This window comes from Yersinia alsatica (genome assembly GCF_902170305.1).
GTDB lineage: Bacteria > Pseudomonadota > Gammaproteobacteria > Enterobacterales > Enterobacteriaceae > Yersinia > Yersinia alsatica.
The window spans coordinates 1-12,869 of the sequence record NZ_CABHWW010000028.1; the positions used below are offsets into that span (position 1 = coordinate 1).

Sequence of the window (12,869 nt, forward strand, 5' to 3'; positions counted from 1 at the left end):
CCGGCCAAGCCGAAAAAGGTTAAGCTGCAACGTAAGCCGAAGTTTAAACAGCTCCGCGCACTGGAACACCCGAAAGCCAAACCAACCCGCACCAAAGCGGCGACAGTAAAAAAACCGGTGGAGGAAAAGCAAGGGGATTATCTGGTGGGGTCAGAGGATAACGTTTTTGCTATCACGACGGTTTACGCCACGCAAAAAGCGGCTATGCGTGCTGCTCAATCTAAATGGGAGAAGTTACAGCGGGGTGTTGCTGAATTCAGTATCACCCTCGCTATGGGGCGCGCCGATTTGTTTCCTGAAACGCCGATTGCTGTCAGCGGCTTTAAATCAGTGATAGACCAACAAAGCTGGATAATCAGTAAGGTATCGCACAGCCTGAGTAGTAGCGGCTACACCACGCAACTGTCCCTCGAAGTGTTGTTGTCAGATGTGACGTATGATGCTGAGTGATTTGCTCAATTAGTGAATCTTTAATAAATTAATTCACTTAAAGCTAATTTTTGTGTGTTTGTAGTGCTATCATATTTGCATAAGCAGAGAGAGGAGGGGATACGAGTATGATGCATTGCCCGCTTTGTAAGACCGCTGCACATGCTCGGTCTAGCCGTTACCTGAGTGAAAAAACGAAAGAACGTTATCACCAGTGCCAGAATATAAATTGCAGTTGTACTTTTGCCACGCACGAAACGGTAGACAGAATCATTGTGTCGCCGGGGGAAACAAAACCAGCTCCACCACATCCAAGTCGAACGAATCAAGGTGTGTTGTGGATATAGAATAAGCCTGCGAAAGCAGGTTTTTTTTCGCCCTAAGAATCGATCACCATAATATCCATCGCCATTTTATCGCCATCGCCATTTCAGTCAATAAAAAAGCCAACTCGAAAGTTGGCTTAATATACTGATTTAACAGCTAAAATTTGGTGGCCCCTACTGGACTTGAACCAGTGACCAAGCGATTATGAGTCGCGTGCTCTAACCAACTGAGCTAAGGGGCCAGACTTGGGCGCTGATTATACGGTAGTTTTTATCCTGCGGTCTAGAGCTGAAGAATCAGATGGGTGTTTTATGCACAAAATTAAGGTTTTTTACGGGCATAGCAGGTTGGTGGCGCAGATATCAGCTAAATATTGGCTACTTGGCTAAAAAGAAAAACCCCGGCATGCCGGGGTTTTTTGTGTGCTTGTCACTGCAACTGACGATTAATCGTCAAGGAAGCTGCGTAGCACTTCAGAACGGCTCGGATGGCGCAGTTTACGCAATGCCTTCGCTTCGATCTGACGGATACGTTCACGGGTTACGTCGAACTGTTTGCCCACTTCTTCCAATGTGTGGTCAGTGTTCATATCGATACCGAAGCGCATACGCAGAACTTTCGCTTCACGCGCTGTCAGGCCAGCTAACACGTCGTGAGTGGCAGAACGCAGGCTCTCAGAGGTTGCAGAGTCCAGCGGCAGCTCCAGAGTGGTATCTTCAATGAAATCGCCCAGATGTGAATCTTCGTCATCACCAATTGGGGTTTCCATTGAGATTGGCTCTTTCGCAATCTTCAGCACTTTACGAATCTTGTCTTCCGGCATCAGCATACGTTCAGCCAGCTCTTCTGGCGTTGGCTCACGGCCCATCTCTTGCAGCATCTGGCGTGAAATACGGTTGAGTTTGTTAATAGTCTCAATCATATGCACCGGAATACGGATGGTGCGTGCCTGATCCGCGATAGAGCGGGTGATTGCCTGACGAATCCACCAAGTGGCATAAGTTGAGAACTTATAACCGCGACGGTATTCGAATTTATCTACTGCTTTCATCAAACCGATGTTGCCTTCCTGAATTAAATCAAGGAATTGCAGACCACGGTTGGTGTATTTTTTCGCAATAGAGATAACCAGACGCAGGTTAGCCTCAACCATTTCTTTCTTGGCACGACGCGCTTTCGCTTCACCGATAGACATACGGCGGTTGATGTCTTTCACTTGCTCAATTGTCAGACCGGTTTCTTCTTCGATCTGACGCAGTTTCTGCAAGCTACGTTGAACATCATCCGACACATCTTTCAGTTTTTCAGACCATGGTTTACCCATGGCAATTGCAGCCGCAAACCAGGTATCGCTGGTTTCATTGCTAGCAAACAGAGTCACGAAGTTTTTCTTCGGCATTTTGCACTGTTCAACACACAGCTTCATGATGATACGTTCTTGAGTACGAACGCGGTCCATCATGGCACGCATGTTATTGACCAGATAGTCGAACTGCTTCGGTACCAGGCGGAACTGCTTGAACACTTCAGAAAGCTTCAGAATCTCAGCAGCAGCATTAGCATGGCTGCGGCCGTTTTTCTTGATTTCCATGCGTGCGTTTTCATACTGCTCACGCAATTCGCTGAATTTCTGACGTGCCAGCTCTGGATCGATGCTGTTGTCGTCTTCTTCTTCTTCGTCTTCTTCATCTTCGTCGTCGTCATCATCCATCTCTTCGGTGGATAATTCAGAACCAACGTGAGTTGCTGTCGGTGCAATATCTTCTTCGGCATTTGGATCAACAAAGCCGGTGATCAGGTCAGATAAACGGGATTCACCCGCTTCGACGCGATCATATTGTTCCAGCAGATAAGTAATTGCTTCAGGGTATTCAGCAACAGAACACTGCACCTGATTGATACCGTCTTCGATACGTTTGGCAATATCAATCTCGCCTTCACGCGTCAATAGCTCAACGGTACCCATTTCGCGCATATACATACGCACCGGGTCGGTTGTACGCCCGATTTCGGATTCAACACTGGACAACACCTGTGCAGCAGCTTCAGCCGCGTCATCGTCGGTATCAGTGGTGTTCTCGGCCAGCATTAAATCATCGGCATCAGGCGCTTCTTCCAGCACCTGTATGCCCATGTCATTAATCATCTGGATGATGTCTTCGATCTGATCGGAATCGACGATATCTTCCGGCAGATGGTCATTGACCTCAGCATAGGTCAGATAGCCTTGCTCCTTACCACGGGTGACAAGTAGCTTCAGCTGTGACTGCGGGTTTTGCTCCATAAGACGGTATCCACACTTCAGAGTATTTGGGTTGGTGTCGGTCGGCGAAACCGCCAACAATAGCATTTGGGGCTGTTTTTTTTGTCGCCGCTGCCCGCTATGACGGCATATTGTGGGGATTCGCCCCCACATTTATCGGCACTTAAGCCGTTAGGTATTTCATTTTTTTCTGGCTAAAGCCAGATTCAAAGACCAAAGCTCTTTACGTTCTTCGGCGTTTAATCCATGTGTACGATCACGCGCTATTAGTGTTTCCTGACGTTGCTCCAATATGGAGTCATACAGGCTGGTTAGCGTGTCGACAAAAGTCTGTTCGACCATGTCCTCAACAATCATGTGGTTCCATGTTGCGAGAGTTTCAAGCTGTTGGCTGAATTTATTATCACGATACAGTTCCAATAACTGACCGGTTGTCAGCCCCGGTTGGGCTAAGCAAGTCTCAACCAACTCAATAAATAACGGTAAACCGGCTAACTTGGCTTGCTCAACACCCTGCAATGAGGGGATAAGTGTAGCCAGTTGTGGGTTTTGTACCAGTAGCCCTATAAGTATACGCATGGTTGTGCGTTTTAGCTGGGGCGGCTGGTAGCTATTTATGTTTTCAGCCTGTTTCGGCATCAGCTTGTCAAGCTGGCTGTCATCGAGCAAACCTAACTTGTTACCTAGCTGTTGGCGTAGGTAAAGACGCAAAGTTTCACCTGGTACTTGGCTTATCAAAGGGAGTGCCAGCGTGCTTAATTTGGCGCGCCCGTCTGGACTGCTCAAATCAACCTGCGGCATCAATGTTTCGAACAAGAAAGTTGAGAGTGGCTGCGCCTCCTCCATCCGCCGTTCGAATGCATCTTTCCCTTCTTTACGTACCAGAGTGTCCGGGTCTTCGCCATCGGGCAAAAACATAAAGCGTAGCTGACGTCCATCATTTAGATAGGGCAGTGCCGTCTCTAACGCACGCCAGGCTGCATCTCTACCGGCCCGATCTCCGTCATAACAACAAATTACGTTATCAGTCGCGCGGAATAATAATTGAATATGCTCCGCGGTCGTGGCTGTACCCAGTGAGGCAACAGCATAATCGATACCAAATTGCGCCAGTGCCACCACATCCATATAACCTTCAACCACGAGTAGCCGGGTTGGGTTAGGGTGGTTCACTTGCGCTTCATACAAGCCGTATAACTGGCGGCCCTTATGAAAAATTTCTGTTTCTGGGGAGTTGAGGTATTTCGGCACTCCGTCACCCAGAATTCGCCCACCAAAGGCGATAACCCGCCCGCGTTTATCGCGGATAGGGAACATGACGCGCTCACGAAAACGATCGTAAGTTCGCCCTGTATCATTAGTCACCAACATCCCAGCATCGTTCAGCGCAGTGCGGCTCTCACCATCACGACCAAAACGTTTTAAGGCATTGTCCCAACCAGGAGGGGCAAAACCGATAGCAAAATGTTGGATGATTTCTTCACTCAAACCGCGACGTTTAAGATATTCGCGCGCCTGATTGGCTGTCTGGCCTTTGAGTGACTGTTGATAGAATGCACTCAGGCTTTCCATCAGTTGATAAAGACTTTGTCGTTGATGACGCTCAATCTGTGTGGTGCCGGTTCCTGCCTCGTAAGGCACTTCCAGCCCGTGCATAGTGGCTAATTCCTCGATACTCTCGACAAATTCAAGTCGATCGTAATTCATCAAGAAATCAACAGCATTACCATGAGCACCACAGCCGAAACAGTGATAAAACTGCTTTTCGCCATTAACGGTGAATGAGGGAGTTTTCTCATGATGGAACGGACAGCACGCGTGATAATTTTTGCCTTGCTTCTTTAGCTTTACCCGAGCATCGATCAGATCGACGATGTCGGTACGAGCCAGCAAGTCATTGATAAATACCCGTGGAATTCGTCCAGCCATAAGCCCCTATTCGGTCAGTCCATAAACGAGAACAAGCCGCGCATTCCTTTCGGAAAGCACGGCCTTCGTATGCAACTACTCGATCTGCGCGTTCTTAGAACATAAAAAACTACGCGGTGGGGTTACCCCCGAAGAATTAATACAGACGAGTGCGGCGTGCGTTTTCGCGAGCCAATTTCTTCGCGTGACGTTTTACAGCAGAAGCTTTAGCACGTTTACGTTCGGTAGTCGGTTTTTCATAGAATTCACGACGACGAACTTCAGCTAAAACACCTGCTTTTTCGCAGGAACGTTTGAAACGACGAAGAGCTACGTCGAACGGCTCGTTTTCACGTACTTTAATTACCGGCATGTGCCTCTCACCTCAATAGAAATCGGTTTGCTGCTGGCCAATCGCCAGCCTTCTCAAAATGGTGCGGAATTTTACTTCAATGGATGCTGCTTTGTAAAGCACCACAGCAAATTGAAACAGGCACGCCCCTGTGATGTCGCCCCCGTTCTTTACAAGAAAGTTGGTGCCGAGAGTGCGACGGCCGCTGATTATATACTAAACAGGGCCATTGAGCGAATTTATCAACATTCTTTTCAAATGCGACAATTATCAACAACATTCACGTTATTGATGCGCCAAAATGGCGCTTTTGCGTTCAATTTCGGATCAGAAATCATGACGAGCAGCTGGGTTATGCTAAACTATCGGCCGCACGTGAATGATGGGAAATGTAATGCGAGTTTTGGGTATAGAAACATCCTGCGATGAAACCGGAATTGCAGTGTATGACGATGAAACCGGTCTATTAGCTAACCAACTGTACAGTCAGGTTAAATTGCATGCTGATTATGGTGGCGTAGTGCCTGAACTGGCTTCCCGTGATCATGTGCGCAAAACTGTGCCATTGATTCAGGCTGCATTGAAAGAAGCTAATCTGAGCGCCAAAGACATTGATGGTGTGGCGTATACCGCAGGCCCGGGGTTAGTCGGTGCATTGTTGGTTGGAGCCACTGTCGGCCGCGCACTCGCCTTTGCCTGGGGTGTTCCCGCAGTGCCGGTTCATCATATGGAAGGCCACTTGTTGGCTCCAATGCTGGAAGATAACGTACCCGAGTTCCCGTTTGTTGCACTGCTGGTCTCTGGTGGTCACACACAGTTAATCAGTGTGACGGGTATTGGTGAATATCTATTGCTCGGTGAGTCTGTTGATGATGCCGCTGGGGAAGCCTTTGATAAAACAGCTAAATTGTTAGGGCTGGATTATCCTGGTGGGCCCATGTTGTCGCGTATGGCGCAGCAGGGTACCGCGGGGAGATTTACTTTCCCTCGTCCAATGACTGATCGCCCAGGGCTGGATTTTAGTTTTTCTGGTCTGAAAACTTTTGCAGCGAATACTATTCGCGCCAATGGCGATGATGACCAAACACGTGCCGATATTGCCCGCGCCTTTGAAGATGCAGTGGTTGATACCTTGGCAATCAAATCCAAACGAGCATTGGATCAAACCGGCTTTAAGCGCTTGGTTATTGCTGGCGGTGTGAGTGCTAACCGCACCCTGCGCTCAAAACTAGCAGAAATGATGCAAAAACGCGGCGGCGAAGTATTTTATGCCCGACCAGAATTTTGCACCGATAATGGGGCGATGATCGCCTATGCGGGTTTGATTCGGCTGAAAAGTGGTGTGAATAGCGAGTTGGCGGTGTCGGTAAGGCCGCGCTGGCCTTTGAGTGAGTTACCGAAAGTCTAATCAGAAAGGCTAAGCGGGGCTGCGGCTGTGTTGCCGCGTCATTTCGGGATGCTCACATACTGATGTATGCTCCGCGCCCTCAATGTCTTGCGCCTTGCCTCGCTCCCGCTTAGTCATTCTGAGTTTGGCGGGGCTGCGAGGCCCATCCAATAAAATTAATCTTCTTTTTCTTCCAACTCTGCGGCTTCTTCGGCTGGGGTTTTCTGTTTTTTCTTTCTGAGTTTATCCCAGATTTTACTTTCTTTGCCGCGCCATAAACGTTGGATATTATCGTGGTGACGCATCAAAATCAGGCAGGAAAGCATGGCGACCGGGAAGGTAAATTGAGGTTTGAACCACCAGACATAGAAGGGCGCTATCAGGGCACTGATAATAGCCCCTAAAGATGAATAACCACTCAGTAACACGGTCAGCAGCCAAGTACCGGTCATCAAGCCGGTGAGATCCCAGCCAATAGGGGCGATGGCACCGAACGCAGTGGCGACACCCTTACCGCCTTTAAAGTGGAAAAATACCGGGTAAATGTGGCCAAGGCAGGCTGCAATGGCGGTCAGACCAAGATAGAGTGGCGAGACGTGCAACAGATAAGCTATCCAAACCGGCAACATACCTTTCAACACATCGAAAATCAGTACTGTTGCCGCTGCGGCACGGCCACCGATGCGCAGTACGTTGGTGGCACCGGGATTACCGGAGCCATGCACACGCGGATCTGGCAGCTTGGCAACCCGACATACCAGGATTGCACTGGAAATAGAGCCACACAAATACGCGAAGATAATCATGCCAAGCGCGATAGCACTCATAACACCGCCCTGTTGAATAATGATCGTTTTAATCGCAACATCAGTGGATAATACGCATATTCGGCTGGAAGTGGTATCCGGCAGGCGCAAAAACAGAGAATGACGTGATGGACATCGTATTTATTGAGGAACTTAGTGTCATAACCACCATCGGTGTTTATGACTGGGAACAGACCATTCAGCAAAAGCTGGTGTTCGATATCGAAATGGGCTGGGATAACCGTAAGGCAGCCGTCAGTGATGATGTAAAGGATTGCCTGAGCTATGCTGATATCAGTGATGCCGTCATAAAACACGTCGAGTCGCAGCGTTTTGCTTTGGTAGAACGGGTAGCTGAAGAGATTGCCGAGCTATTATTACAGCGCTTTAACTCACCTTGGGTGCGGATTAAAGTCAGCAAGCCGGGAGCTGTCGCCCAGGCGAGGAATGTTGGCGTAGTGATTGAGCGCGGTTTGCGGCCTAACTGATTCATTGTGATATTGATGGCATAATTTTTCGCTGTAGTGACATAAAAGTGCAACCCTGAACCGATAATGTGGTCTGATTGCATCGTATGACGTGATAAATTAATTAATATTGAATTTAAACGGCATTGTTTTGTTAACTATCGATATTGTTTTAACCACTATCGATACAGTTTTCAGCACTGCCGTTTTTTTGTGATCTCTATTACTTGGCATGGGTATCGTAGATGACGGATATGTATTCGCTGTTTGTGGCTTTTGTTTTGGGTGTGGTGGAAGGGCTTACCGAGTTTCTGCCAGTGTCATCTACTGGGCATATGATTATTGTTGGTGAGCTATTAGGCTTTACTGGCGATAAAGCAAAAACCTTTGAAGTTATCATTCAGTTAGGGTCGATTTTGGCTGTGGTGGTGGTGTTCTGGCGGCGCTTATTCGGCCTGATTGGCATCCATTTTGGTAAAGTCCCTCACGAGGGGAAAACCAGCGGTCACCTGACATTGGGCCATATTTTACTGGCGATGATCCCGGCAGTTGGCTTGGGATTAGTGTTCCACGATGTCATCAAGTCGTTATTTAACCCGCACAGTGTCATGTATGCATTAGTGGCTGGCGGCTTGCTATTGTTGGCCGCAGAGTGGTTTAAACCTAAAAATCCTAAAGCTATTGGGCTGGATGATATTACTTACCGCCAAGCCTTTGCTATTGGTTGCTTCCAATGCCTGGCATTGTGGCCGGGTTTCTCTCGCTCGGGAGCCACCATTTCTGGTGGGATGTTGGTCGGGGTGAACCGCTACGCCGCCTCTGAATTCTCCTTTATTCTGGCAGTTCCAATGATGCTTGGGGCCAGCGCATTAGATTTATACAAAAGCCTGCATTTCCTGACGTTGGGCGACGTGCCGATGTTTGCTGTTGGGTTTATCACCGCATTTATCGTTGCACTGATTGCTATCAAAACCTTCTTGTCACTGATTAAGCGCATCTCTTTTGTGCCTTTCGCCATTTATCGTTTTGTTGTTGCGGCGGCGGTGTATTGGGTCTTTATGTAGTGGTTTAGTCATCGAGTGCTATAAAAAAGCCCTGAATAATCAGGGCTTTTTTGTGTCAGTATGATAGTGATTTATTGCGGAATCACTTCTTGAGTGAGTTTCCATTGGGCCAGCGCCAATTGACGGCGGCGCTTTAGTTCGTCGCGGATTGCCAAGCCTTGTAGCCCACTGGCCACGACTTCCTGCACCGAGACACTGTTTGCAATATGGAATGCTGCTCGCAAATAATCGCCTTGTGGATAAGGATTTTCTTCAAAACCGGTGCGGCCTCGGGCATCTGCTTCGCTGGTCATAATCATCTGCTCAAGGCGCTCTGGTTTGCGCCACACATCAATAGAATCAAATAGCTTAAGTAGAGTTTCAGGGCGGAGCTTATTCACCGTATGGATAAGGTCATGATATTCCGCCACCAATTTTGCTAAATCTCGCACTGGATTCGGCACTCGTAAGCGCTGGCATAATTGCTCGACTAATTTGACTCCCGCCGGGCCGTGGCCGTGGTGATGAGGCCAAAACTCTTTTGGTGTCAGGCCTTTACCCAAATCATGGCAAAGGGCGGCAAAGCGCACGTCAACTTCAGGGCTGAGCTGAGCAGCAATGGCCAGTGTCATCAGTGTGTGAATGCCAGTATCAATTTCCGGATGCCATTTTTCCGGGGCCGGAACACCAAACAAGCGCTCAATCTCTGGGAATAGCACCGCCAATGCGCCACAATCACGTAGCACCTGAAAATAGATCTGCGGGCTTTGTGTTTTCAGCGCTTTCTCGGTTTCTTTCCAGACCCGTTCTGGCGTTAAAGCAGAAAGCTCACCGCTTTCGGCCATTGCTGCCATCAATGATTGAGTCTCTGGGGCGATAGTAAAACCGAGGTGAGTAAAACGAGCGGCGAAACGCGCGACACGCAGCACACGGAGTGGATCTTCACCAAAAGCGTCAGAGACGTGGCGTAACACTCGGTTTGCTAGGTCTTGTTGGCCATGGTAAGGATCGAATAGCTCGCCATTACTGCTGCGGGCAATCGCATTGATGGTTAAATCACGGCGCAGTAAATCCTCTTCCAGCGTTACATCGGGTGCGGCGTAGCAAGTAAAGCCCGTATAACCTTGGCCTGATTTACGTTCGGTACGAGCCAGCGCATATTCTTCATGGCTAACAGGATGAAGAAATACCGGGAAATCTTTACCAACTTGTTGGTAGCCTTGTGCCAGCAATTGTTCTGGAGTAGCCCCCACAACGACCCAATCCTGTTCGGTAACTGGCAGGTTTAATAAGCTGTCGCGGACGGCGCCGCCGACCAGGTAGATTTCCATATTAACTAACCCTTCGTTCTTGATGTTATAGCGTTGTTAGCTGCTCTCGTTCACCCGAATCACTTACTCATGTAAGCTCATCGGGATTCATTCGTTTGCTGCCTATCTATAACATCAATGACTTTGGGTTATACCCTTCGTTCTTGGTGTTATAGCGCTGGAGATAAAGCGGAGATGACGACGATTCTATAACTGGCCGCCAAAATTACCAGCAATCAGTTCAGTATAGTTGGGGATGAGAACAGACTGAGCAAAAGGCTGCCCAATGGGCAGCCGATATAAATTCTTTGCGTAACGTGGGTATCAGTTCATCCAGCGATTATTCTTTTTACGACTTGGGATCAGATGCGGCAGTATCAGGCCCAACAGCAAGCCAATACCTGCAACACCCCCGCCGTACATAAACCATTGCAAAATAATGGTGCGCTGCTTGTCATCCAATTGCAGATTCACTGCGCTGACTTTCTTCTGAGCCACCACTAACTGATTTTTCAGGGACTCATTCTCTTTTTGTAATTCGGAGATAACGCTGTCGCTGGCTGCCACTTTTTGCTGCATTTCTGCGGTGCGCTGATTCCAGCTATTATCGATATTAGCCAGCTTGTCGGTCAGTGTTTTGACCTGCTGTTCAAGGTCTGGCACCCGAACACGCAAACTGGGTGTTTCACTCAGTTGATCCAGCGGGATCCACGTTGTTTTACCCTTACTGTCGCGGATTTGACCATAATTTGTCTCGTCATTAACGCTTATCAGGGTAACTTCATCCCCACCTTTTAGCGTGCCGACAATACGGTATTGGTTACCGGGGCCGCTATGAACGTAGGTATCCAGCTCATCAGAGATGTAGCGTTTTTCTTCTGCATAAGCGCTCAGAGAAAGAGTGAGACTTAGCACGGCGAGGCAAATTAGGCGTAATTTCTGCATTAGAGAGTCATTTATGAGTGAATATATGTGACGATAGTAGTGTGTTCAGTTTGCCGACGCAACGCATAAACCGGAATGAGAACTATCTTACTCTCATAGCCAGCGCGGCTTTAGCCATTTTATTGCTCATTTTTACTGCGGTGAAAATTTGTCTTATGAAGCCTTAGGGTAGACCTGCCAAAACAGGTTAAAATAGGGTTTGACTTGGGGCTGCCGCGCGGGTTTATCTGTGTAAAACAGGCAAATCACTGCGAAAGAGGCATAATGCCCGTAATCTCGCAACATACCGGTGTGAATGAAATTATGACCGTTGAAATAGAATTAAAATTTATTGCTACTCCTGCGGCCATTGCCGCTTTGCCGGAGCGAATCACCTCTTGGCAGAGCCAGCATTCAGCTCCGCAAACCTTGACCAATATCTACTTTGAAACGGCGGATAACCGGCTGCGCCAGAATGATATTGGCTTACGCATTCGTGGTTATGATGGCCGTTATGAAATGACGGTGAAGACCGGCGGTAAAGTGGTCGGCGGTTTGCATCAGCGGCCTGAATATAATGTCGATATTGATAGCGACAAATTAGATTTGGCGCGTTTCCCTGCCGATATCTGGCCTGAAGGTTGGGATATTGAAGCACTACAAGCTGAATTACATCCTCTGTTCCGCACGGATTTCACGCGTGAGAAGTGGGTAATTACTTACGGTGAGAGTGAGATAGAGCTTGCTCTCGACCAAGGAACTATTTCGTCTAACAGTGCAGATAAAACTGTCGAACTGTCGGAGCCACTGAGTGAAATTGAGCTGGAGCTGAAACAAGGCAATCAGGCAGATTTGCTGGCACTGGCGGCTGAATTGGCACAAATCGGCGGTTTACGTCAGGGTAATTTGAGCAAAGCAGCTCGTGGTTATCATTTAGCGCAAGGCAATCCACCACGAGAATTGCGCCCATTATTAGTCTTGCAGCCAGCGCCAAAATCGACTGTTGAGCAGGGAATGGTCGCCGGGCTGGAAATGGCGCTGGATCACTGGCAATACCACGAAGAGTTATGGTTGCGCGGCGAGCCTGCAGCCAAGGCTATGATTATTGAAGCATTAGCGCTGATACGCCAGTCATTGGCTATCTTCGGTGGGTTGGTGCCACGCAAAGCCAGCACCGAATTACGGGCTTTGTTGATTGCGTTGGAGCCACAGTTAGAGCCGAAAAATGTCAATGCCGAGTTACTCTGCTACAGCGTCGATTACCTGAAATGTAAGTTAGCGCTCACATCGTGGCTGGTTACCTCTGGCTGGCGGCCATTTATGGATGCCAAAGCGCAGGCCAAGTTTGACGGTTCATTTAAGCGTTTCTGCGACATTATGCTGAGCCGCAGTGCCGCTGACTTGAAAGAGGCCTTTGCTCACAATCTGGATGACGATGGCTATCTGGCACAGCTTCCGCGCTTAAACCGGCAGATTATGTCTTTCCAATTGCTTTCTGGCTTCTATCCACAGAATGAATGGCATCCATACATTGATGGCTGGTTTGGTTTGCAGTTGGCCATTATGGAACGTCAGGGCCACTGGCGTGATACCGCCCGCAAGGAAGCCTTATCTCAGCCCGCTTTTTGGCGTAATGGCTCTGCTCGTTAAGGG

The 12,869-nt window shown here is 48.5% G+C and carries 11 protein-coding genes, 1 tRNA gene and 1 pseudogene; 6 read left to right on the plus strand and 7 right to left on the minus strand.

Going from position 1 to position 12,869, the window contains the following annotated elements:
- Together FTA96_RS17180 and FTA96_RS17185 are read left to right on the plus strand one after the other, a co-directional pair.
- Nucleotides 1-450 (plus strand): annotated as a pseudogene (locus FTA96_RS17180) (contractile injection system protein, VgrG/Pvc8 family); the annotation flags it as partial.
- Between the two features lie 107 nt (nt 451-557).
- Nucleotides 558-776, plus strand: a complete 219-nt coding sequence (locus tag FTA96_RS17185; protein ID WP_072076720.1) for a DNA-binding transcriptional regulator — start codon at nt 558-560, stop codon at nt 774-776.
- A 144-nt stretch (nt 777-920) separates the two neighbouring features.
- Here FTA96_RS17185 and FTA96_RS17190 read toward each other — a convergent pair.
- From FTA96_RS17190 to rpsU, 4 genes are all read right to left on the minus strand, one after another.
- A tRNA-Ile gene (locus FTA96_RS17190) sits at nt 921-997 on the minus strand.
- Nucleotides 998-1,201: 204 nt separating this feature from the next.
- Nucleotides 1,202-3,040 carry an RNA polymerase sigma factor RpoD gene (gene rpoD / locus FTA96_RS17195; RefSeq protein ID WP_050108657.1) on the minus strand — a complete coding sequence of 613 codons (1,839 nt, stop codon included), beginning with the start codon at nt 3,038-3,040 and terminating at the stop codon, nt 1,202-1,204.
- A gap of 159 nt (nt 3,041-3,199) precedes the next feature.
- Entirely contained in the window at nt 3,200-4,948 is a 1,749-nt protein-coding gene (gene dnaG, locus FTA96_RS17200; protein WP_050108655.1) for a DNA primase, read from the minus strand.
- Between the two features lie 136 nt (nt 4,949-5,084).
- The gene (gene rpsU / locus FTA96_RS17205; protein WP_001144069.1) at nt 5,085-5,300 is read right to left on the minus strand and encodes a 30S ribosomal protein S21; all 216 of its coding nucleotides are present in this window, start codon (nt 5,298-5,300) and stop codon (nt 5,085-5,087) included.
- Nucleotides 5,301-5,673: 373 nt separating this feature from the next.
- Here rpsU and tsaD point away from each other — a divergent pair, with 373 nt between their 5' ends.
- Entirely contained in the window at nt 5,674-6,687 is a 1,014-nt protein-coding gene (tsaD, locus tag FTA96_RS17210) for a tRNA (adenosine(37)-N6)-threonylcarbamoyltransferase complex transferase subunit TsaD (protein ID WP_050108653.1), read from the plus strand.
- 155 nt (nt 6,688-6,842) lie between these two features.
- Here tsaD and plsY read toward each other — a convergent pair whose 3' ends face one another.
- Nucleotides 6,843-7,493 carry a glycerol-3-phosphate 1-O-acyltransferase PlsY gene (gene plsY, locus FTA96_RS17215; protein WP_050108652.1) on the minus strand — a complete coding sequence of 217 codons (651 nt, stop codon included), beginning with the start codon at nt 7,491-7,493 and terminating at the stop codon, nt 6,843-6,845.
- A 107-nt stretch (nt 7,494-7,600) separates the two neighbouring features.
- On the opposite strand from plsY, the gene folB reads away from it, so the two are divergent.
- Nucleotides 7,601-7,960: a bifunctional dihydroneopterin aldolase/7,8-dihydroneopterin epimerase gene (gene folB, locus FTA96_RS17220; RefSeq protein WP_050123350.1), complete on the plus strand. Its 360-nt coding sequence runs from the start codon at nt 7,601-7,603 to the stop codon at nt 7,958-7,960.
- 224 nt (nt 7,961-8,184) lie between these two features.
- A complete protein-coding gene (bacA, locus tag FTA96_RS17225; protein WP_050108649.1) occupies nt 8,185-9,003 on the plus strand; it encodes an undecaprenyl-diphosphate phosphatase in 819 nt (272 codons plus the stop codon).
- Nucleotides 9,004-9,074: 71 nt separating this feature from the next.
- Here bacA and FTA96_RS17230 read toward each other — a convergent pair whose 3' ends face one another.
- On the minus strand, nt 9,075-10,313 hold the full coding sequence (locus FTA96_RS17230; protein WP_145574401.1) for a multifunctional CCA addition/repair protein: 1,239 nt from the start codon (nt 10,311-10,313) through the stop codon (nt 9,075-9,077).
- Nucleotides 10,314-10,616: 303 nt separating this feature from the next.
- Nucleotides 10,617-11,237: a TIGR04211 family SH3 domain-containing protein gene (locus tag FTA96_RS17235; RefSeq protein ID WP_050108646.1), complete on the minus strand. Its 621-nt coding sequence runs from the start codon at nt 11,235-11,237 to the stop codon at nt 10,617-10,619.
- Nucleotides 11,238-11,540: 303 nt separating this feature from the next.
- Here FTA96_RS17235 and FTA96_RS17240 point away from each other — a divergent pair, with 303 nt between their 5' ends.
- Nucleotides 11,541-12,866, plus strand: coding sequence for a CYTH domain-containing protein (locus FTA96_RS17240; RefSeq protein ID WP_050108741.1), 1,326 nt, complete (start codon nt 11,541-11,543; stop codon nt 12,864-12,866).
- Nucleotides 12,867-12,869: the final 3 nt, after the last annotated feature.